The sequence below is a fragment of the Amycolatopsis sp. NPDC051903 genome, from assembly GCF_044452505.1.
Classification (GTDB): domain Bacteria; phylum Actinomycetota; class Actinomycetes; order Mycobacteriales; family Pseudonocardiaceae; genus Amycolatopsis.
Map to the genome: position 1 here is coordinate 213,913 of NZ_JBITBT010000012.1, position 24,669 is coordinate 238,581.

Genomic DNA, 24,669 nt, shown 5'->3' on the forward strand with positions numbered 1-24,669 from the left:
GGTTCATCCCGGCCTGTGTACTGCTGCGATGACACAGCAGAGATCACGCTGGAGACGGCGGGCCGGGATCACCCTCCTCGCCACCGCCCTCGGCGTCGCCCCCGTCGGGGTGCCTGCTGCGCTCGCCGCGCAGCCCTCCTCGAGCCCCGCCCCGAGCGAGAAGACGCTCGACGACCACGACCGCGCGCTCGTCGCGCAAGCCCAGCGCTCGGGCAAGCGCGCCGTGACGCTGCTGGTCGCCGCCGAACGCGGCCGGGCGAACTCCGCGGTGACCGAACTCAAGGCCCTCGGCGGCGTGGTCGAGTCCACGGACGCGAAGCTGGACTACGTCAAGGTCTCCGTCCCCGTCGCGAACGCCGAGAAGGCCGCGAAGCTCACCTCGGTGAAGGCGGTCGACGTCGACGGCCTCATCCACCGCGACGACCCGAAGCCCGAAGGCGCGGCCGACCCGATCCCGCAGCAGGCTCCGGGCAAGGACACCCCGCGCGTGAACCCGTACCTGCCCACCGGCGACACGTACGCCGCGCAGTTCGGCCAGACCTTCGGCGGCTGGGACGGCAAGGGCACCACCGTCGCCGTCCTCGACTCCGGGGTGGACCTCGACACCCCCGCGCTGGCCACGACCAGCCACGGCGAACGCAAGATCGTCGACTGGTACAACGCCAACGCCACCAACTCCGGCGACGGCACGTGGGTGCCGCTGTCGGCCCAGACGTACACCGGCTCGTTCACCGCCGGCAGCCGCACCTGGACGGCGCCGGCGACCGGCGGCCCGTACACCTTCGGCCAGTTCAAGGAGATCGCGGGCGACCTCGGCGGCGCCGGCAGCGAAACCGGCGGCGACCTCAACCGCGACGGCGACCGCGCCGACTCGTGGGGCGTGCTGCTCGACACCGCCACCAAGCAGGTGCGGGTGGACCTCAACGGCAACGGCGACTTCACCGACGAGAAGCCGATGTCCGACTACGCCAAGCACTTCGACGTCGGTTACTTCGGCACCGACAACCCGGCCACCGACCGCGCCGAGCGCATGGCGTTCGTGGTCCAGACCGACGAGCCGGGCTTCGTGAACATCGGCCTCGCCGGCGCCGAGCACGGTTCGCACGTCGCGGGCATCGCCGCGGGCAACGACCTGTTCGGCGGCAAGATGGACGGCGCCGCACCGGGCGCGAAGCTCATGGCCGTGAAGGTCTGCCTGACCACCGACTCGTGCACCGCGAGCGGCCTCGTCGACGGCGTGGTCTACGCCGCGAGCCACGGCGCCGACGTCATCAACATCTCCATCGGCGGCCTGCCGGCGCTCAACGACGGCAACAACGCGCGCGCCGAGCTCTACAACCGCACCATCGCCGAGTACAACGTGCAGATCTTCATCTCCGCGGGCAACTCCGGCGCGGGCGCGAACTCGGTCGGCGACCCGTCGGTGGCCACGGACGCGATCAGCGTCGGCTCGTACATCACCCGCGAGACGTGGCTGTCGAACTACGGCTCGAAGGTGCAGGCGGCCGAGGCGCTGCACCCGTTCTCCTCGCGCGGCCCGCGGGAAGACGGCGGGTTCAAGCCGGACATCATCGCGCCCGGCGCGGCGATCTCCACCGTGCCGCGGTGGGAAGCGCCGGGTCCGGTCGCGGGCACGTACTCGCTGCCCGCGGGCTACGCGATGCTGCAAGGCACGTCGATGGCCTCGCCCGAGGCCACGGGTGCCGCGGCTTTGCTGGTGAGCGCGTACAAGGCGACGCACCACGGCCAGCGGCCGCCGGTGGCCGCGCTGCGCTCGGCGATCAAGTCCACGGCGCGGTTCGTGCCGGGGATCGGCGCGTACGAGCAGGGCGCCGGGCTGTTCAACGTGCCGGCCGCGTGGGTCGCGCTTTCGCTCAACCCCAAGCCGGACGCGGTGACCACGTCGGTCGACGTGCACACCGTGCAGGCGAACCTGCTGAAGCCGAAGCCCGGGGTCGGCGTCGGCATCCACGACCGCGAAGGTGTGACCGTCGGACAGGCCTACACCCGCACGTACACGATCACGCGTACCACGGGCTCGGCGCGCCCGGTTGTCTACTTCGCGCGGTGGGTGGGCAACGACGGGACGTTCTCGTCGGGCTCGTTGCTCTCGCTGCCACTGAACAAGCCGGTTTCCTTCCAGGTCAAGGTGAATCCGAAGAAGGCGGGCGTGCACTCGGCGCTGCTGAACCTGGACAACCCTCTGACGATCGGTGTCGACGGGCAGACCATGAACACGGTCTTCGCGCCGGCGGAGTTCGCGGCGTCCGGCACGTTCGAGGCGTCGGGCACGGTGGCGCGCAACCAGTCCGTGAGCTACTTCCTGCGCGTGCCGCAGGGCGCGAGCTCACTGCAGGTGGACCTGACCGGCGGCGGTGACCCGGGCAAGGGCCAGGTGCGGTTCCTGCGCTACGACCCGACCGGCGTGCCCGTCGACAGCAACACCTCCACCAACTGCTACAACCCCGACGCGGGCGCGGGCTGCATCGGCGGCACGCCGACGAGCCGCACGCTGAACAACCCGCTGCCGGGCGTCTGGGAGATCACGGTGGAGGCGCGGCGGACGTCCGATGTGGACGTTGCCCCGTACAAGCTGACGGCTTCCGCGCTGGGCACGGCGATCTCGCCGAACCCGGACGACCTCGCGTCGGCGCCGCTGGGCACCGGCGTGGCGCGCACGTACACGGTGAAGAACACGCTCAAGGCGTTCACCGGGCACGTCGTCGGAGGCACGTTCGGCAGCGCGGCGATCACCCGGCCGTCGATCAAGCAGGACGAATCGGCCCAGACGCCGATCGTCGTGCCGGCCGGTTCGTCGTCGTTGACGGTGACCATCGGCAACCCCGCCGACGCCGGCGCCGACCTGGACCTCACGGTCTACAACTGCACGAGCGGTTCGTGCGTGCAGGCGGGCCAGAGCGCCGACGGGGACGCCGAGGAGTCGGTGACGCTGCAGAACCCCGCGGCGGGCAACTGGCTCGCGGTCGTGGACGGGTACTCCGTGCCGGCCGGGACCACCGCGTACGACTACCTGGACGTGTTCGTGAACCCGGCCTTCGGCGGGGTCGCGGTGACGGACCCGGTGGCCGCGCACGCGTCCGGTTCCACGTGGACGGTGCCGGGGGTCGTCACGGCTTCGCAGGCTCCGGGCGCGGGCCGCGTGCTGCGCGGCCTGCTGTCCGTGGTGGACGACGCGGGCAAGACCGTCGGCAGCGGCACGGTGCTGGTGCACGCGGTGAGCTAGCGGAGGTGCGCTACGGGCCGGGTTCCTGCGCTGGGAACCCGGCCCGGTTCGTTCACGGCTCCCTGAGCGCGCCCTGCGCCGCGCGCGTCCCGCTGGTCCCGCCGCCGCGGCCCCGCAGGACGTACGCGATGCCGACGGCCAGCGCGGCACCCGCGAGGGGACCGACGAGGTAGGCCCACCACGCCGTCCAATCGGCGAGGACCAGCGCGGGGCCGAGCGAACGCGCGGGGTTCATCGACGCGCCGCTGACCGGCGCACCCCACAACCCGGCGAGGGCGATGTAGCTGCCCACGGCGATCGCGGCGAGCGGACCGACCTGCTGGGCGCCCGAGGCGCTGCCGAGGATGACGCTCACGAGTCCCGTGGTGAGCACGAGTTCCCAGATCATCGCCGTGACCGTCGAAACGCCGGGGCCGGGCAGGGTGAGTCCCGCGTCGCCCTGTTTGCCGAGCAGTGCCCACAGCAGCAGCGTGGCGAGCGCCGCGCCGACGAACTGGGCGACGATGTAGGCCGGCACGCGCTTCCACGGGAAGTCACCGCGCGCGGCGAACGCGAGGCTGACCGCCGGGTTGAGGTGGGCACCCGAAACCGTGCCCATGAACAGGATGATCGCCGCCACCATCAGCGCCGGAGCCACGACCCGCGCGCCGGCGGGTACCGCGTCGCCACCGAACTTGACGTTGACCATGCCGCCGCCCACGGCGACGAGCACCAGGAAGAAAGTTCCCAGCACCTCGGCGAAGAGGCGGCGACCCTCGTAACGGTCGTTCCAGAAGTCGAACTGGCCCACCACCGAATTGGGCTGGCCCATGGACCGCAGGGCGACATCGGCGTGCCGCGCCACCTGCTGCCGGTCGGACAGGGTCCGTTCGCTCGGGTTGCCGGTCATGGCGCACCTCGTTTCCCGGCTCGGTGAACCTCGCCATGGTGGCGGCGGTGCCGCGACCTCACCTCACCCGGATCAGGTGGCTTCGGCGCGGCTCAGGAACGGGCCGGGGTCGGCGAGGACGTGGTGGATCGTGCTCCCGGCCGCGCCGAGCGTGGCCGCGTCACCGCCCACAGTGGACGGTGCGAGCGCCGGGACGGAACCCCGCAGCCGGCCCAGGCGCGCGGCGAGCACGCGTTCCGCGGCGGGCGCGAGCCACGGGAAGAGCGCGGCGAAGACGCCGCCGAGTACCAAGTGGTCGAGGTCGAGCAGGTTGACGGCGGAGGCGAGCGCGAGGCCGAGTGCTTGACCGGCGGCAGTGGTGGCTTTCGTCGCCGTGGGGTCGGCGTTGCCGAGGGCGGTGACCAACGCGGCGACAGTCGGCACGCCGGCGGCTTCGAGCAGCGCTTCCTGGCCGGCGTAGGTTTCGAGGCAGCCGGTGGCGCCGCAGCGGCACCGCGGACCCGCCGGGGAGACGACGACGTGCCCGAGTTCGCCGGCCAGCCCGTGGGCGCCGCGGAACAGCGCGGAGCCGACGACGAGCCCGGCGCCGATGCCGACTTCGCCGGAGACGAAGAGGAAGTTCTCGGGGCCGTCGCCGAACCAGAGTTCACCGAGGGCGCCGAGGTTGGCCTCGTTGTCGAGGGTGACGGGCACGGGCAGGCTCAGCAGGTCGGCGGCGCGGACGTCGCGCCAGCCGAGGTTGGGGGCGCTGAAGACCACGCCGTCGCCGACCGGGCCCGAGACGGCGAGGACGGCGCCGGCGACGGTGAGTTTCGCACCGGCCGCTTCGCCGAGCGCGAGCTGCGCGAGTTTTTGAAGCTCCCCCAGCACTTCCGCCGGTTCGGAGGCGCGGTTGTCGCGTTCGCGGCGTTCGGCGAAGCGGACGGTGCGGGTGAGGTCGAGCAGGCAGACGGCCAGGTAGTCGACGTTCACCTCCAGGCCCAGCGACGCCACGCGGCCGCCGGACAGGGCCACTTCGACACCGGGGCGGCCGCGTTCACCGGCGCGCGCGGGACCCGTTTCGGCGAGGAACCCGGCGTCGAGGAGGTCGCCGACGAGCTTGGACACCGTGGACTTGGTGAGGCCGGTGAGCTCCGCGAGCGCGGCGCGGGTGAGCGGGCCCCGCCGGGCGACCTCGCCGAGCACCACCTCGAGGTTGCGCGCGCGCATCGAATCGTGCCGCACCGCCTGCGTCATCCCCTCGCCTCCTCCGCGCACTGTACCGGCGGCCCTTGACGGGCAGGGCCACCGCGGCGCATATTTAGTCTACAACGTGAACTAAATGAAAGGGACCGTCATGAACGACTTCGCGCCCACTCCGGACGACAAGTTCTCGTTCGGTCTGTGGACCGTGGGCTGGCCGGCCGCCGACCCGTTCGGGGTGGCGACGCGGCCGGCGCTCGACCCGGTGGAGAGCGTCCACCGCCTGGCGGAGCTGGGCGCGTACGGCGTGACGTTCCACGACGACGACCTCCTCGCCACGGAGCCCGACCGCGACGCGGCGATCAAGAAGTTCAAGGCGGCGCTCGAGGCCACGGGCCTGAAGGTGCCGATGGCGACCACGAACCTGTTCACGCACCCGGTGTTCAAGGACGGCGCGCTCACCAGCAACGACCGCGACGTCCGCCGGTACGCGCTCACGAAGGTGCGGCGCAACCTCGACCTGGCCGTCGAGCTGGGCGCTCAGACGTACGTGCTGTGGGGCGGCCGCGAAGGCGCCGAATCCGACGCGGCGAAAGACGTGCGCGCGGCGCTGGACCGCTACAAGGAGGGCCTGGACCTCCTGGCCGACTACGCCGTGGCCCAGGGTTACGACATCCGCTTCGCGCTGGAGCCCAAGCCCAACGAACCCCGCGGCGACATCCTCCTGCCGACGATCGGCCACGCGCTCGGCTTCATCTCGCGGCTCGAGCGTTCGGAGCTGTTCGGGCTCAACCCGGAGGTCGGCCACGAGCAGATGGCCGGGTTGAACTTCGTGCACGGCATCTCCCAGGCGCTGTGGCAGGGCAAGCTGTTCCACATCGACCTCAACGGCCAGCACGGGCCCAAGTACGACCAGGACCTCATCTTCGGGCACGGGGACCTCAAGAGCGCCTTCTTCCTCGTCGACCTGCTCGAAAACGGCGGCTACGAGGGCCCGCGCCACTTCGACTACAAGCCGATGCGCACCGAGGACCCCGCCGACGTCTGGGTTTCCGCCGCGGCCAACATGCGGACGTACCTGATCCTCAAGGCCAAGGCGGCGGCGTTCCGCGCGGACCCGGAGGTGGCCGAGGCGCTGGAGGCTTCGCGGGTGCCGGAGCTGTCCGTGCCGACCGTGGCGCCCGGGGAGACGCTCGACGATCTGGCGGCGGAGGAGTTCGACGTCGAGGCGGCCGGGAAGCGGGGGTATCACTTCACGCGGTTGAACCAGCTGGCTTTGGAGCACCTGCTCGGGACTCGGTGACGGCCGACCGGTGGTTTCGCCGGTGACGGTTGGGGCACCCCGATCTTTGATTGTTTCCACGGTTCTGGGCGCGGGGATCGAAGTGCAGGGCGAGGGCTGGGTGCCGGGTCGCGGTTCGCAGGTCGGGTTGCGCGGGCGAGGTGGTCGCGGCTCCGAATGAGCGGGGTTGGGCGTTCGGTGGTCGTGTGGTGGTTGGGGCCACTATGTTGATGTCCGCCAACGCGGTCCCCGCCTTTGAGGAGTCCCCACATGACCGACGGTCCGCAGCAGAGCCCGGGCGCGCCGGAGTCCCCCGCTGAGCCGGGGGTTTCCCTGCCGCCGATGCCGGAGGGACCCGTGCTGCGGTACACGCCCGGGCAGGAGGGTGCGGCCGAGTCGGGGCGGTTGAGCGGTGGCACGCAGCAGGCCTGGACCACACCCGGCGGCGCGGGCACGCAGCCGGCGGCCGGGCCGGGTGCGGTGCCGCAGCAGCCCGTGGCCGGAGTCGGAGCGCAGCAGCAGGGGGCGGCGCAGCCGGGGATGCAGCAGCACTGGGCCGGGCAACCGGGGATGCACCCAGGGCCGGAGAAGAGCGTGGCACCGGCGGTGCTGGCGTTCGCGCTCGGGATCGTCGCGCTGGTGGTGCCGTTCCTGCCGATCGCGATGGACGAGCGGGTGGGCGGCGGGCTCGACGTGCGGTCGTGGATCGCGTTGCCGTTCGCGCTGCCCGCGCTGGCGCTGGGGATCGTCGCGTGCCTCGGGCGGCGGCGGATGAAGGCGCTGGCCGTGATCGGCATCGTGTTCGCCGCGCTGGCGGCGGTGGTCGCGCTGATCATGATCGCCAACCGCGTGGCCCACTAGGCACTCCGGTGGTCGCCTCGACCCCCATCGAGGCGACCACCGGAACTACCAGGTGATCGGCAGCTCGTGGACGCCGTAGATGTTCATGTCGGTCCGCAGGGGCACGTCGGCGGCCGGGACGGCGAGCTTCAGGCCCGGGAAGCGGCGCAGCAGCCCGGCGAACCCGGCGCGCATCTCGATGCGGGCCAGCTGCTGGCCGAGGCACTGGTGGATGCCGTGCCCGAACGCCATCTGGCCGCGGGCCTTGCGGTGGATGTCGAGGGTGTCGGGGTTCTCGAAGCGCTTCGGGTCGTGGTTGGCGGCCAGCAGGGAGACGACGACGGTCGAGCCCTTCGGGATGGTTTCGCCACCGAGCTCGATGTCCTCGGTCGCGTAGCGGTAGTTGATGTCGACCACGGACAGGTAGCGCATGAGCTCCTCGACGGCGTCGGGCAGCAGGTCCAGGTCGGCGCGCAGCTCGGCCAGCTGCTCGGGGTGCTCCAGGAGCGCGAAGGTGCCCAGCGCCAGCATGTTCGCGGTGGTCTCGTGGCCGGCGAGCAGCAGCAGGAACGCGGCGCCGGTCAGCTCCTCGATGGTGAGGTCCTCGTGGCGGGCCAGGTCGGACAGGATGTCGTCACCGGGCTCGGCGCGCTTGCGCGTGACCAGCTCGCCGAGGTAGCCCATCAGGGCGCCCAGCGCGCCCATCTTCTCCTGCAGCGACTGGTCCTTGACCAGGAACTGCTGCGAGTTGGCCTGGAAGTTCGCCCGGTCCTCGTAGGGGACGCCGAGCAGCTCGCAGATCACCAGCGACGGCACCGGGAGCGCGAATTCCTTCACCAGGTCGACCGGCGGCGTGAGCTTCGCCAGCTCGTCGAGCTGCCGCTCGGAGATCTCGATGATCTGCTCCTCGAGCAGCTTCATCCGCTTGACCGTGAACGCGCCGGTGAGCTTGCGCCGCAGCCGCGTGTGGTCCGGCGGGTCCATGGCGATGAACACCCCCGGCATCTGCGGCGACGGCTCGGTCTGCACAGGCATCCCGGGCGTCTCGAACGGCACGTGGGTGACGTCGAGGTCCTGGCGGGAGCTGAACCGCGTGTCGGCCATCAGCTGGCGCACGGCGTCGTAGCCGGTGACCAGCCAGCCCTCGTGCCCGTCGGGGAACGCCAGCGGGCTGACCGGCCGGACGTCGCGCAGCGCCGTGATCTCCCGCGGCGGGTCGAAGGGCCCCGCGGTGCGCTCCATGGGCAGACCCTGCGGGACGGGAACCGTCTGAGTCATCGGTTTTCCTCTCGTGGTGGCTTCTGCACCCACCCTCGCGGACGCCCCTGACACCCGGCTGACACGGCACTGACACCCGGCCGCCCCCCTCGGGCGGCCGGGTGTCCGCGCGGGTCCGCCCTACTCCGGCTTCGACGAGAACGCCGCGTCGAACGCCGCCGTCGGTGGCGTGAAGTTGAGGTTGCGCACGAAGGCCAGCGCTTCGGGCGCCCCGGTGAGGCGGTCCATGCCGGCGTCCTCCCATTCGATCGAGACGGGGCCGTCGTAGGCGATGGCGTTGAGCATGCGGAAGACGTCTTCCCAGGGGACGTGGCCGTGGCCCGTCGACACGAAGTCCCAGCCGCGGCGGGGATCGGCCCACGGGAGGTGGGAGCCGAGGCGGCCGTTGCGGCCGTTGAGCTGCTTGCGGGCCTCCTTGCAGTCCACGTGGTAGATGCGGTCCTTGAAGTCCCACAGGAAACCGACGGGGTCGAGGTCCTGCCAGACGAAGTGCGAGGGGTCGAAGTTGAGCCCGAACGCCGGGCGGTGACCGATCGCCTCAAGCGTCCGCACGGTCGTCCAGTAGTCGTACGCGATCTCGCTCGGGTGGACCTCGTGGGCGAAGCGGACGCCGACCTCGTCGAACACGTCGAGGATCGGGTTCCAGCGGTCGGCGAAGTCCTCGTAGCCGCGGTCGATCATCGACTGCGGCACGGGCGGGAACATCGCCACGGTGTGCCAGATGGACGAGCCCGTGAACCCGACCACAGTGGACACTCCCAGCGCGGCGGCCGCCCGCGCGGTGTCCTTCAGCTCCGCGGCGGCCCGCTGCCGCACGCCCTCGGGCGAGCCGTCGCCCCAGATCCGGGCCGGCAGGATGGCCTCGTGGCGTTCGTCGATGGGGTGGTCGCACACGGCCTGGCCCACGAGGTGGTTGGAGATGGCCCACACGCGCAGGTCGTACTTCGCCAGTGTGTCCAGTTTGGACCGCACGTAGCCCTCGTCCGAAAGCGCTTTGTCGACTTCGAAGTGGTCGCCCCAGCAGGCGATCTCCAGGCCCTCGTACCCCCAGCCGCTCGCGAGCCGGCAGACCTCCTCGAACGGCAGGTCGGCCCACTGTCCGGTGAACAGGGTCAGCGGTCGTGCCATCACACAGCTCCTCACAACAGTCAGCGAACAGGGGTCCAGACACTGGCGGCGGCCGCGCTGCGCTCCACCGCGTCGAGCACTCGCTGCACCTGCAGCCCGTCGGCGAACGACGGCGCCGGGTCGCTGCCCTCGCCCAGCGCGACGAGGAAATCGCGGATCTCGTGGGTGAACGAGTGCTCGTAGCCGAGCCCGTGCCCCGGCGGCCACCACGCGCCGACGTACGGGTGACCGGGCTCGGTGACCAGGATCCGGCGGAACCCGGCGAGCTCGGGATCCGCCGTGTGGTCGTGGAAGTGCAGCTCGTTCATGGCCTCGAAGTCGAACGCGAGGCTGCCCGCGGACCCGTTCAGCTCGATCCGCATCGCGTTCTTGCGCCCGGCCGCGAACCGCGTCGCCTCGAAGCTGCCGATCGCACCGGAGTCGAAGCGCGCGGTGAACAGCGCCGCGTCGTCCACCGTCACCTCACCCCGCGCCGGACCCGACGACGCGACCAGCCCCGACGACGACACCACCAGCGGCCGTTCCTTCACGAACGTCTCGGTCAGCGCGCTCACGCCCGTGATCCGCGCGCCGGTCAGGAACTGCGCCAGATCCACGATGTGCGCGCCGATGTCCCCGAGCGCCCCGGACCCGGCCTTGTCCTTCTGCAGCCGCCACACCAGCGGGAACGCCGGGTCGACGATCCAGTCCTGCAGGTACTGCGCCCGCACGTGCCGCAGCTCCCCCAGCCGGCCGTCGGCCACCAGTGAGCGGGCGAACGCGAGCGCCGGCACCCGCCGGTAGTTGAACGCGACCATCGACCGCACGCCCCGCGCGGCGGCCGCCGAAGCCGCCGCGGCCATCGCCTCCGCCTCGGCGACGGTGTTGGCCAGCGGTTTCTCGCACAGCACGTGCTTGCCCGCCTCGAGCGCGGCCAGCGCGATCTCCGCGTGCGTGTCGCCGGGCGTGCAGATGTCGAGCAGCTGCACGTCCTCGTCGTCGACGAGCCGCTTCCAATCCGTCTCGAACGCCGCCCAGCCCAGCTTGGCGGCGGCGGCCTCCGCGGCCGTGGCGTCGCGCCCGCACAGCACCGCCATCCGCGGCGTCAGCGGTACGTCGAAGGCGTGGTGCACGGTGCGCCACGCCTGGGAGTGGGCCGCGCCCATGAAGGCGTAGCCCACCATGCCGACGCCGATCTGCCCAGCCATGCGGGAAGTCCCTTCACTCGAACGAAACGGGGAGGTACTTGTCCACGTTCTCCTTCGTCACGACCGCCGAGAACGTGGTCACCGAAGCCGGGATCTCCTGCTCCGCGAGATCCGTGAGCCCCTTCGACTGTCCGAGCAGCCGGGCCAGCCGCACGGCCGACGCGGCCATCGTGGGCGGGTAGAGCACCGTGGCCTTGAGCACCGAATCGTCGGCCTTGATCTGCTCCATCGCGGCCTTCGAGCCCGCGCCGCCGACCATCAGGAAGTCGGTCCGGCCGGCCTGCCGCACGGCCTGCAGCGCGCCGACACCCTGGTCGTCGTCGTGGTTCCAGACCGCGTTGAACTGCGGGTGCGCCTGCAACAGCTCCGCCATGCGCGCCTGCCCGGTCGGCACGGTGAACTCGGCGGCCGCCCGGCCGATCTTGCGGATCCCCGGGTAGTTGGCCAGCGCGTCGTCGAAGCCCTGCGTGCGCTGGCGGGTCAGCTCGAGCGTGTCGATGCCGGCGAGTTCGAGCACGGTGCCCTGGCCGCCCAGGCGCTGGCCGATGTAGTTGCCCGCGTTCACGCCCATGCGGTAGTTGTCGCCGCCCACCCACGTGCGGTAGGCCTGCGGCGAGTCGAAGATGCGGTCGAGGTTGATCACCGGGATGCCCGCGTCCATCGCCTTCCGGCCGGCCGGGGTGAGCTGCTTGCCGTCGGCGGGCAGCACCACGAGCACGTCGACCTTGCGGTTGATCAGCGCGTCGATCTGCGCCGACTGCGTGGCGGCGTCGTTCGACCCCTCGGCGACGACGAGGTCCACGTCGGGGTGGCGCTGCGCTTCGGCCCGGGCGTTGACCGTGATCGCGTTGAGCCAGCCGTGGTCCGCCTGCGGTCCGGCGAACCCGACGGTGACCTTCTTGCCCGGGGCGTCCTGGGCGCCCGCCGGCGCGTTCTGCGCGGCCGCCGGCGGCTCCTCGTTGCTCGTGCACGCGGCGAGCGCCCCCACGCCCGCGAGGGTGGCCCCGGTCAGGAACGCGCGGCGGCGGATGTCAGTGTTCATCGGGAGTTCCTCTCACTCGAATAGAGGGAAGCCCGCCGCTGCACGAGCACGGCGAGGACGATGATCACGCCCTTGGCCAGCTGCTGCACGGCCGTGGGCAGGTTGTTGAGGGTGAACAGCACGCTGATCGTGGTGAACACCAGCACGCCCAGCACGGACCCGACGAGAGTGCCGCGCCCGCCCGAGAGCAGGGTGCCGCCGATGATCACCGCGGCGATGGCGTCGAGCTCGTAGAGGTTGCCGTTGCCCGAAGTGCCGCTGGAGGTGAGGATGATCAGCATCACGCTGGCGATGCCGCAGCACAGTCCGGAAAGGACGTACAGCAGGCAGGTGTGCAGCTTCACGTTGAGGCCCGCGAGCCGCGCGGCCTCCAGGTTGCCGCCGATCGCGTAGGTGCGGCGGCCGAACGTGGTGCGGTTGAGCACGAGCCAGCCGACGATCGCCACGGCAGCGAAGATCAGCACCAGCGGCGGGATGCCGAGCACGTAGCTGTCCTGGTAACCGAGGTCGACGAGCGCCTGGTTGCTCGTGGTCACCGTCTGCGTGCGGCCCTGCGAGAGCTGGATCGCCAGGCCGCGCGCCGACGCGAGCATCGCCAGCGTGCCGATGAACGCGACCAACCGCCCGTAGGCGATGAGCAGCCCGCTCACGAGACCGCAGCCGACGCCGACGGCCACGGCGGTGAACACGATGCCGCCGATGCCGAACGACTGCGTGGACCGCGTCGTCGCCCACACCGTCGCGAGCGCCACCACCGCGCCGACCGACAGGTCGATGCCGCCGCCGATGATCACGAACGTCATGCCGACCGTGATCACGCCGATCACCGACGCCTGCGTGAGCACCAGCACCAGCGTGCCGGTGGTGAGGAACTGCCCGGGCTGGCTCAGCGCGCCGATCAGCACCAGCACCGCGAGCACCCCGACCAGGCCGAGGTTGCGCGCTTCCCGCAGCCGCACCGAGAACCGGCGCGGGGAATCGGTGGCCACCGCCTGTTCAGCGTTCATTCCGCACGCTCCTGCTCCTCGAGGATGAGATCGAGCACGGCCGGTTCGTCGAGGTCGCGGGCCAGTGCTTCGGTGAGCACGCGGCCCTCCCGCAGCACGAGCACCCGGTCGGCCAGCCCCAGCACTTCCGGCAGCTCGCTGGACACCAGCACGATCGCGACGCCGGAATCGGCCAGCTCGCGGATCACGCGGTACAGCTCGGCGCGGGCGCCGACGTCGACCCCGCGCGTCGGCTCGTCGAGCAGCAGCACGCGGCAGCCCTTGAGCAGCCAGCGCGCGAGCACGGCCTTCTGCTGGTTGCCGCCCGAGAGCTTGCCGGCGGGCCGGCGGATGTCCGGCGGCCGCAGGTCGAGGGCCTGGGTGTGCCGGCGGACGGCCGTAACTTCGGCCTTCGCGTTGAACCAGCCGAACCGCGCGTAGCGCCGCAGCGAGGCGAGGGAAACGTTGCGCGCCACGGATTCCTGCAGCAACAAGGCCTGGCTCTTGCGTTCCTCGGGGGCGAGCCCGAGGCCGTTGCGGACGGCCGCGGTCACGCCACCGGGCAACGGTTTCCCGGCCAGCTTCACGCGCCCGCTGGTCGGTTTCCGGGCGCCGTAGACCGTTTCGAGGACCTCCGACCGGCCCGAGCCGACGAGCCCGGCCAGCCCGACGATCTCGCCTTCGCGCACGGTGAACGACACCCCGGCGAACGAGCCGGCCACGCCCAGGTCCTCGACCTCGAGCAGCGCCTCGCGGCCGGCGAACGCGTCCTCGTCCGGGCGCGCCGGGAACAGGTACTCCACGCGGCGGCCGGTCATCAGCGACACCAGCTCCGTGGTCGGCGTCGTGCGCGCCGGCAGGCCGGTCGCGACGGTGTGGCCGTCCTTGAGCACCGTGACGCGGTCGCCGATCTCGCGGATCTCCTCCAGCCGGTGGGAGATGTAGACGACGGCGACGCCGCGCTCGGTCAGGCCGCGGATCACGCGGAACAGGTTCGCCACCTCGTCGGTGGCGAGCACGGCCGACGGCTCGTCGAGCACGATCAAGCGCGCGTCGAGCGAGAGCGCCCGCGCGAGGCTCACGATCTGCTTGCCCGCGGCCGACAGCGTGCCGACCTCCCGCTCCACGCGGATCTCCCGGTGCCCCAGGCGGTCGAGCAACGCGCGGGCCTCGGCCCGCATCGTCGTGCGCCGCACCCAGCCGGCGCTCGCCTGCTCGTGGCCGAGGAAGATGTTCTCCGCCACGGAAAGCCCGTCGACGAGATCGAGTTCCTGGTACAGCGTCGCGATGCCGCACTTGATGGCGGCGGTCGGGTTCGGCAGCTCGACGGGTTCACCCGCCACGCGGATCTCCCCCGCGTCGGGCCGGTGGGCGCCGGCGAGCACCTTGATCAAAGTGGACTTGCCCGCCCCGTTCTGGCCGAGCAGGCAGTGGACTTCGCCCGCTTCCACGTGCAGCTCGACGTCGTCGAGCGCGCGCACCCCGGGGAACCCCTTGCCGATCCCGGACATCTCCAGCAGCGTCATCCGCTGTCCCTCTCCCCCGCTCCGGCGGCCACGAGCGCCGGGTCGTCGAACACCGCTTCCAGCGCCACGTGCGCGCCCCCGCGGGACGCGGCCGAGAACCCCAGCCACGACAGCTCCACGCGGCAGCCGCCGATGTCCGGCGCGACCACGCGGGCCTTGAGTTCGGCCATCATCGGGCCCAGCAGGTACGGGCCGAGCTGCGCGAAGTACCCGCCGAGCAGCACCACGCGCGGGTTGAAGACGTTCACCAGCACCGCCGCGCCGACGCCGAGCCCGGTGCCGACCTCGGCGAGCGCGTCGAGCGTGCGACGGTCCTTCAGCTCGGCGCGCCGGCGCAGCATGTCGAGGCGCTGTTCCAGGTCCAGCGACGGGTCGTGCACCGGATCGCTGGGCTCCGCCGCGAGCCGCAGCATCCCGGCGAGGCCCACGATCGTCTCCCAGCACCCGCGGCGCCCGCAGCCGCAGCGGCGGCCGTTCGGGTCGAGCTGGATGTGCCCGATCTCGCCGGAAAAGCCTTCCGCGCCACCGAGGAGGCGCCCGCCGGAGATCACGCCGCCGCCCACCCCGATCTCACCGGTGAGGTACACGAGGTCCGCGGTGCCGGCGACGCTGCCCATCGCGTATTCGCCGAGCGCGCCGAGGTTCGCGTCGTTGGCCATGCGGACCGGGAAGGCGAGGCGGCCGAGGCGCTGCGTGAGCCGTTCGGTCAGCCCCTCGACCACCGGTTCGTTGGTCCAGTGCAGGTTCGGCGCGAACGCGACGGTGCCGGCGGTGACGTCGACCAGCGCCGGGATCGCGAGGGTGAGCCCCACGGGCGCGACTTTCAGCCGGCGGCATTCCCGGAGCGCGCGGGCGGCCAGCTCGGCGGTGGCGTCGAGGACCTTCGCCGGAGTAAGCGCTTGCACGTCGAACGCCACGCGCTGTTCGAAGAGGACGGTTCCGGTGAGATCCAGCGCCAGCGCGGTGAGGTAGTCGACGTTGATCTCGACCCCGACGCCGCCCACCCCGCGCCCGTCGAGCTCCACGATCGTGCCCGGCCGCCCGACAGCCCCCGCGCGTTCCCGCTCCCCCTCCCGCGCCAGCCCCCGCTCCACCAACTCCGCGACGAGGCTCGACACCGTGGCCTTGTTCAACCCCGTCTCGGCCGCGATCCCCGCCCGCGACCGCGGCCCGGTGTCCCGCAGGTGCCGCAGCACCAACGCCAGGTTGCTGCGCCGCACCCCGGCCTGGTCCGCCGGGCCGACGCGTCTCAGAGGGTCCACGCTGACACCGCCCAGTTCGTCTGGTGGGCCAACAAATTAGGTCAGCGCGAACGAAGGGGTCAACGATATAGGGACGGTAACGATCCCGGCAAAACCCCCTAATTTCCCCGACGACCTGCGAAAACGCCGCGGCGGCCCGGCTTCCGCGGTCCTACGGATGGAGCAGGGGTTCGGTTCGCGGCTGTCCGAACCACTCCCCCGTTCGGAATCCCTTGCGCGCCTGGGGAACCACCTCGCCACCCGGCCGGGATTGCTCCGCCCGGGTGACGGGGAACGGCTCGTTTCCCAGGTAATTCGTTGGAAACGGGCCGTTTATCACCGTTAGGGATGAGAAGTGGAAAGTCCTGCACCTGGGTCGTGCGTGGACAACCGGCTATTGCCTGGTGCTGATCGTGAAGAAGAGTGCAGTAGTGGCCTGATCCTCACCGGACAAGCCCCCGCCCTCCCAAGGGGGGCGTCCCACGTCCAGTGTATCGGCCACCCCCGACAAAAAACGTGGCGAAGCCGCCGGGAGGCCGAGCAGTCCACAACTCGGTCACGGTGTGGACAACTCGGCCTGCGGGCTGTCCTCTCGGTGGCGGCGGTGCTATCTCGCCCAGCCGGCGGTGACCCATCCTCGGCTGCAGTGCCGCTACGGCGCCCAGCAGCGGTGAGCCATCCTCGGTGGCACTGCGGCTACGGCACCCGGCCAGCAGGCGAACCATCCTCTCGATGGCGCTGCTGCCGCCGGCGCAGGCCGGCGCCCAACCGAGCCGGCGGGTCGGCCGTCCGCACCCGCGAGCCCCCAGCGTCACCAGTCATCCGCTTCGCAGGCCACCAACCGGACCGGGCCGAAGAGGCCGGTACGCACCTGGCCGGCCGCGACCGCCGTGGTGGGCGAGGCGTCGTCGAGGTAACCGGCGAGGGTGCCACGCACCACGAGTTCCAGGGTGTTCTCCCCGGGGCGCAGGGAGTCCGTGATCTCGGTGCGCCACGGACCCCACACGAGCCGGTCGACGAGGTCGCCGTTCACGAGGACGTCGGCGGTGCCGCGGACCGAGCCGAGGTCGAGGACCACGCGGCCGGGCGGGGCGGTGATCGTGGTGCGGTAGCGGACGAGGCCGCCGAGGGCGCGCAGCCCCAGGTCTTCCCACGGGGCCAGCGATGTTTCCGTCTCGGCGACCTCGACTTGCACGGCGGCGTCGAGCAGGGCGCCGCCGCGGCGGCCGTCGGTGGCGGTGAACGTGAGGCGGATCGGGGTGCCCGCCGCCAGGGGCGCGGGCAGCAAAACCCGGCCGTCGACGGGTTTGTACTCGGCGTCGGCCACGGAAACGCGGACGTCGAGCGTGGTCGGGATCGTCAGGGCTGTCGTGCCGAGCGGGGCGGGGAACGTGAGGTGTTCCGTGCGGTCACCGCCGGGCGCGAAGTCCGGGACCACACCGAGCACGACTTGCCCTTGTGCCGCACCGGGTTCCAGCCAGTGCGCGCCCGGCAGCGGGTGCGGGCGCGGGCCGGCGCACACGAACCGCGGGTCGCGCGGGTGGTCGCGGCGCAGGCCGGCCGAACGCCACGTGGGGCCGCTCAGCAACCCCAGCCCCGGGGCGTCGAGGGTGGCCGCGGCGTCGGCCGTCAGCGCGAGCCGCAGCGTGTTCTCGCCGGCGCGCAGGTGTGAGCGCACGTCGTAGGGGTGCACGCGGATCTCGCGGTGGCCCGGGTACGGGTTGAAGTCGCCCTGTTTGCCGACCTCCTTGTCGTTCACGAACACGCGGCACGCGCCTTCGCTGGCGACGTGGACCACGGTGTCGGCGGGGATCTCGGCGAGCGTGAAGGTGCGCACGAGCTCCTCACCCACGAGCCACTCCGGCCGCCGGTACGCGTCCGGATCGGCGACGAGGGCGAACGACGCGCGCACCACCCCGTCGCGGGCCGCCGTGAACTCGATCTCGACAGCCACCGTGCGGCCCGCCGTCCCAGCCGGCAAGGGACTGAACGACTGGTAGCCGGGTTCCGGCGCGGGCAACTCGGCGCCGTCGACCACCACGCGCCGCGCGGCGCCCGAACCGACGGCGAGGAACAGCCCCGTCCGGTCCGGGATCGCCAGGTGCATGCGGACGGCGACCCGGCCACCGGCCGGCACGTGGCGCCAGTCGAGGAACTCCTCAGGCACGTAACCCTTGGGCCCCAACGTGTCGTTGTGCAACGGGTCCTTGCGGATGCCGCGGGAGAGCGACCACTCGGCCGGCCGCCACTGCCCGCCGGGGTCCCGGACTTCGGCGAACGGGCCGTACGTGGCCAGCACCGGGCCCGTCTCGTGCTCGAACCGCCAGACCTCGATCGGCAACGTCCCGGTGCGCGCGGCCGCGGCGAGGTCGCCGTCGGAGTTGTCCAGAGTGGACTCCGCGAGCGCGCGCCACGGCCCGTCGACCTCGACGACCGACGTAACCGCACCGAGCGGCCGGTCATCAGCGGGCGGGAGGTCCTCGCCGAACACCACGAGCGTCATGGGCCCGTCGAACGGAACCGTGAACGCACCGTCCGAACCGGACAGTTCGCGGCGGCGGCCGGTCCGCGGATCCCAGCGCTGGGCCCGCGAAGGCAGCCCCGTCGTCTGCACGTGCGCGACGCGGTCGCCCGGCGGCACGAAGTCGTACCCGTCCTCGCGGAGCCGGCGCCAGTACTCCTCCCACGGGAACCCCTGGGCCGCCCAGTTGTCGTCCGGCAGCCGCATGATCGGCGCGGCCGTGCCGGTGGTGTCGTCGTGAGCGGTCAGCAGCAGGACGTACACGTCACCGCACCGGCGGAGCAGGAACGGCGCGTCGGCCCGCACCGCGCCTTCGCCCAGTACCCCGGGGACTTCGGCCGCCGAGCCGACGACCGTGGTCCCCGGCAGCGGCGCGTTCCCCACGCTGACCACTCGACCACCGGCGGCGACGAACTCGGCGAGCTTCGCCGCGGCGTCCGGGTGCAGCACGGTGACGTCCGGCAGCACCACCGTCCGGTAGGTCTCCCGGCCGATCCGCAGCCCGGCACCGACCACCGAACCGCCCGCGATCGTGGCTTCGTCGAGCACGTCGTGGTCGATTCCTGTTTGTTCCAGCACACCGCGTTGTTCGGCGAACCACGCGCTCACACCGTTGAGCTCGTGGTAACACGCGGCGGCGCGTTCGGCGGGCGGCAGCGGACCGTCGAGCGTGAGGTAGGCCTGGGCCGTCGAGGTCGGCGACAGCAGGATCGTGTCGCACACGTGGTCGCCGGCGGTGAGCACCGAGCACAACCGCGAGACGGCCGTCGAGAACTGGTGGTAGGCGGGCCAGTACGGCTGCCGCCAGCACGTCGACGGCGGCGCCCACTCCCACCAGCCGCCCGCGGTCGAGTAGTACACGGCGTGCGGGTCGTACAGGTTGGCGCCGCGGCGCAGGAACGGCGCGAGCCAGTCGTAGGTCTCCTCCAGCGTGCCGCCCCAGCCCGAGGAGTGGAACGCCTCGATCCACGTGCGGGGGCCACCGTGGGCGTGGGCCAGGGAGCTGTGGACCTTCGCGTCGCCCCAGTGATCGCTGCCTGGGGCGCCGAAGCCCGAATGCGTGCCGAGGTAGTCGCCGTAGACCTGCACGCCACCGATCGGGTCGCCTTCGCGCGCGGGGCTGGCCTGGTCGAAACCGCACAGGAGACCGCGCTCCGCGAACCACCGGTCGAGCGGGTCGAAGAACGCCCGGCGGGCCAGGCGCGCGCGGTGGTCGTGGTAGTCGCGGCGGTGGCGGGCGGACTCCGCGTGTTCGCCTTCGAACAACGACTGCAAGGGAAGTTCGTAACCGTGGTGTTCGGCGAACGTCGCGGCGAAGTCGTGCCCCCACGTGGGCATCGCGGGCAGCTCGTCCTGGAAGAAGCCCGGGATCACCGAACCGAACCAGCGCCCGACGTGCCGCTTCAGCGTGCCGTGCACCTGCTCCAGCAGGGCGGCGCAGGCTTCGACGCCGAAGTAGTCGAAGCCGCTGACCTCCGCGTGGATGCCGGTGGCGTCGCGGTTGAGCGCGAGCCCCGCGTACTCCGGGTGCTCGGCGGTGAGCCGGCCCTGGAAGTTGGCGCCGGAGAAGCCGATCTGGTCGTACATCCAAAGGTGGAACCCGAGCTCCGCGGCGTCGGCGCAGGCCGCGTCGAGGAGTTCGAGCCACTGTGGACTGAGGAACGGCGGATCGTCGGCGACCGAGCCGAACATCGGCCCGGTCGGGGCGAGGCACATCACCACCGCCTGCCGCACGCCCTGCTCCACGAGCCGTTCCAGCTGGCGGCGCAGGCGCTCGCGGGTCACGGGTGCGCCGCTCCACCACCAGATCGGCAGCGGGCTGTACTCGGGACCGGGCGCGTGGAACCGCCGCAGCAGCTCGTCGGAGCTCATGCGCGCTCCGCTTCGATCTGCTCCAGGGACTTGCCCGACGTGTCGGGCATGAAGAAGAACCCGACGGCGCCGCTGATCACCAGGCAGGCCACGAGCAGCGCGGCGATGATGCCGATCCCGGCGCCCGCGAGCATCGGCACGAAGAAGCTCCACACACCGAGCACGGTGCGCGCAACGCCGAAGGTGAAGCCCTGCGCGGTGCCGCGCAGCAGCGTCGGGAACAGCTCCTGGCTGAAGATCTTGTACACGGCTTCACCCGCGATCGCCGCGCCGATGCCGAACAACACGATGTTCACGATGATCACCGGCACGCTGAACGGCAGGAACAAGAACACGGCGTAGCTGGCCACCTGCATGATCGACCCGGCGCCCCAGAGGACGCGACGGGTGCGGTAGCCGCGGTCGATGTAGCGCATGAACGGGATCGTGGCGAGGATGCCGATCACGAACCCGGCGCACGACAGCGCGACGCCTGCGGCCTGCCCGCCCGCGTGCAGCGTCTGCACGATGTACGGCGTGAACAGGCCGGCCGTGCCGGCGGCGAGACCCCAGAAGACGTAGACGGTGGCGGTCCAGGCCAGTGCGCGCAGGTTGTTGCCGCGGAAGATCGCCTTGAACGCGGCGGTGCCCTGCGACTTCGCCGACTGCCAGCGTGCGGATTCGGACAGCCCGCGGCGCAACGCCCACGTGACGAGTGCGACCACCACCAGGTGCAGGAACACGATCCGGATGCCCAGCAGGTCCAAACCGGACAGTGCCAGCGCCAGCAGCAGCACCACGACCGGGCCCGCGTTCCACGCGATCTGCGTGAAGCTGAGCAGCTTCCCGCGGTGCTTCGACGGCGAGAACTCCCCGACGAGCGCCAGGGACGTCGGCACGTCGGCCCCCACCGCGACGCCGACCACGAACGTGCCGATGAACAACATCGGCGCGTTCACCGCGAGCGCGATGCACAACACGCCGAGCGCGTAGACGAGCAGGTCGTACTTGTAGATGCGCTTGCGGCCCAGCCGGTCACCCAGTCGCCCGCCGACGAACGCGCCGAGCGCGCAGCCGATCGCGTTCGGCCCGATCGCCGCCAGCACGCCGACGGCGCCACTGCTCAGGCCCAGGTACGCCTGGAACAACGCGAGGCCGGACCCGAGCGCGACGATCGATCCCGCGTCGAGGTAGGACGCCATCCCGGCCAGCACCGACCACTTCCACTGCTGTCGTGTGACGGTGTTGTCGTCACCCGTGGCCGTGGCGGCCCCCACCGCTTCCGGAGCTGTCATGTGCACTCTCCTCGTCTTCGTTGACGGGGTTGAAACGTATTAACGGAGGAGAGTAACGGCGGTCACATGTCTGCACAACCACCGGTTTGTCTCTAACAGCCGTCATGAATCGTTTCATTGCCACTCGGCCGCGTTCGGTGTCCACCAGATCACTGCGCGTTAATTCACGCGACAGCGGTCCCACGGCGGTTCTACGTTGGGCGCAACGCGCTGACGGAGACGAGTAGCGCGGGGATCCGCGACCCCAGCGAGCCGCCGACGGTGCGAGGGCGGCGCCGCGGCCCCGCCGCGAAGACCCTCCCGAGTGCGGGGAGGAAATGCCCCGCCGGCCGCCCCCCGTCACCGGGCTCTTCGAGGCCGCCGGCCCGCGCCGGCGGCGAAGGTGCGGTGGTACCGCGAGTTCCCTTCTCGCCCGCACTCCCAAGGGGTCGCCGAGTTCGCTCGAGGAGAGCCGATGTTTTCTCGCACCCTGGCTGCCGACCTGCCCGCGCACGTCGGCACCACCGTCCGCCTCGCCGGCTGGGTCCACCGCCGGCGGGCACTGAAGTCCGTGACGTTCCTGGTGATCAGGGACCGGTCCGGATCGGCCCAGGTGGTGGTTGCCACCACCCCACCACTCACCGAAGAGACCGTCATCGAAGTCACCGGCCAAGTCGTGGCGAATCCGCAGGCGCCGCAAGGCGTTGAGGTCATCAACCCGGAGATCCGCGTCCTCTCCGAACCGACCCGGCGGCCGCCGTTCGACCTCTACCGGCCCACCATCCCGGCCACGCTCCCGACGGTGCTCGACAACGCGGCCGTCGCGCTGAGGCACCCGGAACTCAAGCGGCGCCACGAAATCGCGGCGGCCAGCGTGAAGGCCTTCCGCTCCGCGCTCGACACGCGGGGCTTCACCGAGGTGCACACGCCGAAGATCGTCGCCACCAGCACCGAATCGGGGGCGAACGTGTTCGAGCTCGACTACTTCGGCAAACCCGCCTACCTCGCGCAATCACCGCAGCTGTTCAAGCAGATCCTGGTCGGCGTGTTCGAGCGCGTGTACGAAGTCGGGCCGGTGTTCCGCGCCGAGCCGCACGACACGGCGCGACATTTGGCGCAGTACACGAGCCTCGACGCGGAGCTGGGGTTCATCACCGACCACCGGGACGTGATGGCCGTGCTGCGCGACGTCGTCGCCGAGATGGCGCAAGCGGTCGGGCTGCGGGTCCCCGAGGAAATCCCCAGCATCGACTTCGCGGAGGCACAAGCGATGCTGCACAAGGACGAACCCGACCTCGCGCCCGAGGACGAACGCCGGCTCGGCGAGTGGGCCAAGACCACCCACGGCTCCGAATTCCTCTTCGTCACCGGCTACCCGATGGCCAAGCGCCCCTTCTACACCCACCCCGCCCCGGACGACCCCGCGAAGTCCAACAGCTTCGACCTCCTCTTCCGCGGCCTCGAGCTCGTCACGGGCGGCCAACGCCTCCACCACCACGCCGACTACCTTGCAGCACTCCGCGATGAAGCCCCGGACTACCGCGACTACCTCGCCGCGTTCGCCCACGGCATGCCGCCCCACGGCGGGTTCGCCATCGGACTCGAGCGGTGGGTCGCGCGTGTGCTCGAAGTGCCCAACGTCCGCGGCACGACGCTGTTCCCGCGCGACCTCCACCGGCTCACGCCCTGACCGGCCTCAGTGGACGGTGTCGCCTCCGGGGGAAGGTGACACCGTCCCGGGCTACTTGGCGAAGGCGAGCGACCCCAGCGCACCGACGAGCGGAGCAAGCTCGGGAAGCTCCTCCGCCTCGGCGAGCGCGGCCGACAGTGCCGCGTCGTGCGTCGGGCGGGCTTCGTCGAGCAGCGCGCGCCCGCCGACGGTCACCTCGGTGTAGATGCCGCGACGGTCGGTCGGGCAGAGGTAGCGGGCCAGCAGGCCGCGGTCCTCGAGGCGGGTCACCAGCCGCGTGGTCGCCGACTGGCTGAGCACCACGGCGTTGGCGAGCTGGTTCATCCGCAGGTGGAAGCCGTCCTGGCGGGCGAGCACGTCGAGCACCGTGTACTCGCTCACGGACAGCTCGTGGTCGCGCTCCAGTTCGCGCTGCAGCCGGTCTTCGATGCGCGCGTGCAACGCGGCCAGAGTGCGCCAGCCCTGAGCGCGGGCCTCCACGGCGTCGTCAGCCAGTGACACTGTTCACCCCTTCTCGCGACCGCTCGCGGTTGCGAGTGGTTCTTCCGTCAGGCAATATCGAGCGTGTGCAAATAACCGCGCGTGCAAGTATTGCCGACGCTCGTAACCGTCTGATGACACTGTACTCGCGAAAGCAGGAAGGGGTGTCGTCCCGATGAAGATCGACTTGAGCGGGCGTATCGCCCTGATCACCGGTTCGACCGCGGGCATCGGCGAGGCGACGGCGGCCGCGCTGGCCGCCGCGGGCGCCGACGTGGTCGTGAACGGCCGCAACGCCGACCGCGTCGACGAGGTCGCCAAGCGGCTCGGCGCGCGCGGGATCGCCGCCGACGTCGGCACCGCCGAAGGCGTCGCCGAACTGGTGGCGCAGGTGCCGGACGTCGACGTGCTCGTGAACAACACCGGCATCTTCGCCGCGACGCCCGTGTTCGAGATCCCGGACGAGGAGTGGCTGCGCATCTACCAGGTCAACGTCCTCTCGGGCGTGCGCCTGGCGCGGCACTACACGCCGCGGATGACGCGGCGCGGGTGGGGCCGGGTGATCTTCGTGAGCAGCGAGTCCGCGATCCAGACGCCGACCGAGATGGTCCACTACGGTATGACGAAGACGGCTCAGCTGGCCCTTTCGCGCGGCATGGCGCAGGAGGTGGCCGGCACCGGCGTCACCGTGAACAGCGTGCTGCCCGGACCCACGCTGACGGAAGGCGTGCGCGAGTTCGTGCGAAGCCTGTACCCGGACCTCGACTTCGCCGAGGCGGAGCGGAGGTTCATGGCCAACGACCGGCCGACCTCGCTGCTGGGCCGGCTGATCCGCCCGGAGGAGGTGGCGAACCTCATCACCTACGTCGCCTCCGACCAGGCCGCGGCGACCACCGGCGGCGCCCTGCGCGTCGACGGCGGGGTCGCGAATTCGATCGTTCCGTGAGTTTTTCGTTCGGACAGAAGGGTTTGTGAGTTGACCAGCGTTCCCGTACTGAAGTTGAACAACGGTGTCGAGATGCCGCAGC

The 24,669-nt window shown here is 71.3% G+C and carries 17 protein-coding genes; 5 read left to right on the forward strand and 12 right to left on the reverse strand.

The features are described 5' to 3' along the window. Window positions 1–28 precede the first annotated feature (28 nt). Window positions 29–3,244, forward strand: a complete 3,216-nt coding sequence (locus ACIA77_RS25560) for a S8 family serine peptidase (RefSeq protein WP_395888484.1) — start codon at window positions 29–31, stop codon at window positions 3,242–3,244. Between the two features lie 52 nt (window positions 3,245–3,296). On the opposite strand, the gene ACIA77_RS25565 is transcribed toward ACIA77_RS25560, so the two are convergent. Together ACIA77_RS25565 and ACIA77_RS25570 are read right to left on the reverse strand one after the other, a co-directional pair. Next, entirely contained in the window at window positions 3,297–4,133 is an 837-nt protein-coding gene (locus tag ACIA77_RS25565) for an MIP/aquaporin family protein (RefSeq protein WP_395888485.1), read from the reverse strand. A 72-nt stretch (window positions 4,134–4,205) separates the two neighbouring features. Beyond that, the gene (locus ACIA77_RS25570) at window positions 4,206–5,369 is read right to left on the reverse strand and encodes an ROK family protein (RefSeq protein ID WP_395888486.1); all 1,164 of its coding nucleotides are present in this window, start codon (window positions 5,367–5,369) and stop codon (window positions 4,206–4,208) included. 100 nt (window positions 5,370–5,469) lie between these two features. Here ACIA77_RS25570 and xylA point away from each other — a divergent pair, with 100 nt between their 5' ends. Then, window positions 5,470–6,618, forward strand: a complete 1,149-nt coding sequence (gene xylA, locus ACIA77_RS25575; protein ID WP_395888507.1) for a xylose isomerase — start codon at window positions 5,470–5,472, stop codon at window positions 6,616–6,618. Between the two features lie 249 nt (window positions 6,619–6,867). After that, window positions 6,868–7,458: a hypothetical protein gene (locus tag ACIA77_RS25580; protein ID WP_395888487.1), complete on the forward strand. Its 591-nt coding sequence runs from the start codon at window positions 6,868–6,870 to the stop codon at window positions 7,456–7,458. Between the two features lie 45 nt (window positions 7,459–7,503). On the opposite strand, the gene ACIA77_RS25585 is transcribed toward ACIA77_RS25580, so the two are convergent. From ACIA77_RS25585 to ACIA77_RS25625, 9 genes are all read right to left on the reverse strand, one after another. Further along, the gene (locus ACIA77_RS25585; RefSeq protein WP_395888488.1) at window positions 7,504–8,715 is read right to left on the reverse strand and encodes a cytochrome P450; all 1,212 of its coding nucleotides are present in this window, start codon (window positions 8,713–8,715) and stop codon (window positions 7,504–7,506) included. A 120-nt stretch (window positions 8,716–8,835) separates the two neighbouring features. Further along, window positions 8,836–9,843 (reverse strand): sugar phosphate isomerase/epimerase family protein, encoded by a 1,008-nt coding sequence (locus tag ACIA77_RS25590; protein ID WP_395888489.1) that lies wholly within the window; start codon window positions 9,841–9,843, stop codon window positions 8,836–8,838. A gap of 20 nt (window positions 9,844–9,863) precedes the next feature. Then, window positions 9,864–11,030, reverse strand: coding sequence for a Gfo/Idh/MocA family protein (locus ACIA77_RS25595; protein WP_395888490.1), 1,167 nt, complete (start codon window positions 11,028–11,030; stop codon window positions 9,864–9,866). A gap of 13 nt (window positions 11,031–11,043) precedes the next feature. Beyond that, the gene (locus tag ACIA77_RS25600) at window positions 11,044–12,072 is read right to left on the reverse strand and encodes a substrate-binding domain-containing protein (RefSeq protein WP_395888491.1); all 1,029 of its coding nucleotides are present in this window, start codon (window positions 12,070–12,072) and stop codon (window positions 11,044–11,046) included. After that, entirely contained in the window at window positions 12,069–13,079 is a 1,011-nt protein-coding gene (locus ACIA77_RS25605; RefSeq protein WP_395888492.1) for an ABC transporter permease, read from the reverse strand. Before ACIA77_RS25605 ends, ACIA77_RS25600 begins: the two co-directional genes overlap by 4 nt. Continuing rightward, the gene (locus tag ACIA77_RS25610) at window positions 13,076–14,584 is read right to left on the reverse strand and encodes a sugar ABC transporter ATP-binding protein (RefSeq protein WP_395888493.1); all 1,509 of its coding nucleotides are present in this window, start codon (window positions 14,582–14,584) and stop codon (window positions 13,076–13,078) included. The genes ACIA77_RS25605 and ACIA77_RS25610 overlap by 4 nt, the downstream gene beginning before the upstream one ends. Then, window positions 14,581–15,846 (reverse strand): ROK family protein, encoded by a 1,266-nt coding sequence (locus tag ACIA77_RS25615; protein WP_395888494.1) that lies wholly within the window; start codon window positions 15,844–15,846, stop codon window positions 14,581–14,583. The genes ACIA77_RS25610 and ACIA77_RS25615 overlap by 4 nt, the downstream gene beginning before the upstream one ends. 790 nt (window positions 15,847–16,636) lie before the next feature. Beyond that, window positions 16,637–20,218 carry a hypothetical protein gene (locus ACIA77_RS25620; protein WP_395888495.1) on the reverse strand — a complete coding sequence of 1,194 codons (3,582 nt, stop codon included), beginning with the start codon at window positions 20,216–20,218 and terminating at the stop codon, window positions 16,637–16,639. Further along, a complete protein-coding gene (locus tag ACIA77_RS25625; protein ID WP_395888496.1) occupies window positions 20,215–21,492 on the reverse strand; it encodes an MFS transporter in 1,278 nt (425 codons plus the stop codon). The genes ACIA77_RS25620 and ACIA77_RS25625 overlap by 4 nt, the downstream gene beginning before the upstream one ends. Before the next feature lie 454 nt (window positions 21,493–21,946). Here ACIA77_RS25625 and aspS point away from each other — a divergent pair, with 454 nt between their 5' ends. Next, window positions 21,947–23,161: an aspartate--tRNA(Asn) ligase gene (aspS, locus tag ACIA77_RS25630; RefSeq protein WP_395888497.1), complete on the forward strand. Its 1,215-nt coding sequence runs from the start codon at window positions 21,947–21,949 to the stop codon at window positions 23,159–23,161. A gap of 51 nt (window positions 23,162–23,212) precedes the next feature. On the opposite strand, the gene ACIA77_RS25635 is transcribed toward aspS, so the two are convergent. Continuing rightward, window positions 23,213–23,662, reverse strand: coding sequence for a MarR family winged helix-turn-helix transcriptional regulator (locus ACIA77_RS25635; RefSeq protein ID WP_395888498.1), 450 nt, complete (start codon window positions 23,660–23,662; stop codon window positions 23,213–23,215). Window positions 23,663–23,816: 154 nt separating this feature from the next. On the opposite strand from ACIA77_RS25635, the gene ACIA77_RS25640 reads away from it, so the two are divergent. Then, the gene (locus ACIA77_RS25640; RefSeq protein WP_395888499.1) at window positions 23,817–24,587 is read left to right on the forward strand and encodes an SDR family NAD(P)-dependent oxidoreductase; all 771 of its coding nucleotides are present in this window, start codon (window positions 23,817–23,819) and stop codon (window positions 24,585–24,587) included. Window positions 24,588–24,669 lie beyond the last annotated feature (82 nt).

Bases quoted from the DNA above. Each gene is read 5' to 3' on its own strand.
- ACIA77_RS25560 (WP_395888484.1), top strand. From the start codon at position 29: ATGACACAGCAGAGATCACGCTGGAGACGGCGGGCCGGGATCACCCTC.
- ACIA77_RS25565 (WP_395888485.1), bottom strand. From the start codon at position 4,133: ATGACCGGCAACCCGAGCGAACGGACCCTGTCCGACCGGCAGCAGGTG.
- ACIA77_RS25570 (WP_395888486.1), bottom strand. From the start codon at position 5,369: ATGACGCAGGCGGTGCGGCACGATTCGATGCGCGCGCGCAACCTCGAG.
- xylA (WP_395888507.1), top strand. From the start codon at position 5,470: ATGAACGACTTCGCGCCCACTCCGGACGACAAGTTCTCGTTCGGTCTG.
- ACIA77_RS25580 (WP_395888487.1), top strand. From the start codon at position 6,868: ATGACCGACGGTCCGCAGCAGAGCCCGGGCGCGCCGGAGTCCCCCGCT.
- ACIA77_RS25585 (WP_395888488.1), bottom strand. From the start codon at position 8,715: ATGACTCAGACGGTTCCCGTCCCGCAGGGTCTGCCCATGGAGCGCACC.
- ACIA77_RS25590 (WP_395888489.1), bottom strand. From the start codon at position 9,843: ATGGCACGACCGCTGACCCTGTTCACCGGACAGTGGGCCGACCTGCCG.
- ACIA77_RS25595 (WP_395888490.1), bottom strand. From the start codon at position 11,030: ATGGCTGGGCAGATCGGCGTCGGCATGGTGGGCTACGCCTTCATGGGC.
- ACIA77_RS25600 (WP_395888491.1), bottom strand. From the start codon at position 12,072: ATGAACACTGACATCCGCCGCCGCGCGTTCCTGACCGGGGCCACCCTC.
- ACIA77_RS25605 (WP_395888492.1), bottom strand. From the start codon at position 13,079: ATGAACGCTGAACAGGCGGTGGCCACCGATTCCCCGCGCCGGTTCTCG.
- ACIA77_RS25610 (WP_395888493.1), bottom strand. From the start codon at position 14,584: ATGACGCTGCTGGAGATGTCCGGGATCGGCAAGGGGTTCCCCGGGGTG.
- ACIA77_RS25620 (WP_395888495.1), bottom strand. From the start codon at position 20,218: ATGAGCTCCGACGAGCTGCTGCGGCGGTTCCACGCGCCCGGTCCCGAG.
- ACIA77_RS25625 (WP_395888496.1), bottom strand. From the start codon at position 21,492: ATGACAGCTCCGGAAGCGGTGGGGGCCGCCACGGCCACGGGTGACGAC.
- aspS (WP_395888497.1), top strand. From the start codon at position 21,947: ATGTTTTCTCGCACCCTGGCTGCCGACCTGCCCGCGCACGTCGGCACC.
- ACIA77_RS25640 (WP_395888499.1), top strand. From the start codon at position 23,817: ATGAAGATCGACTTGAGCGGGCGTATCGCCCTGATCACCGGTTCGACC.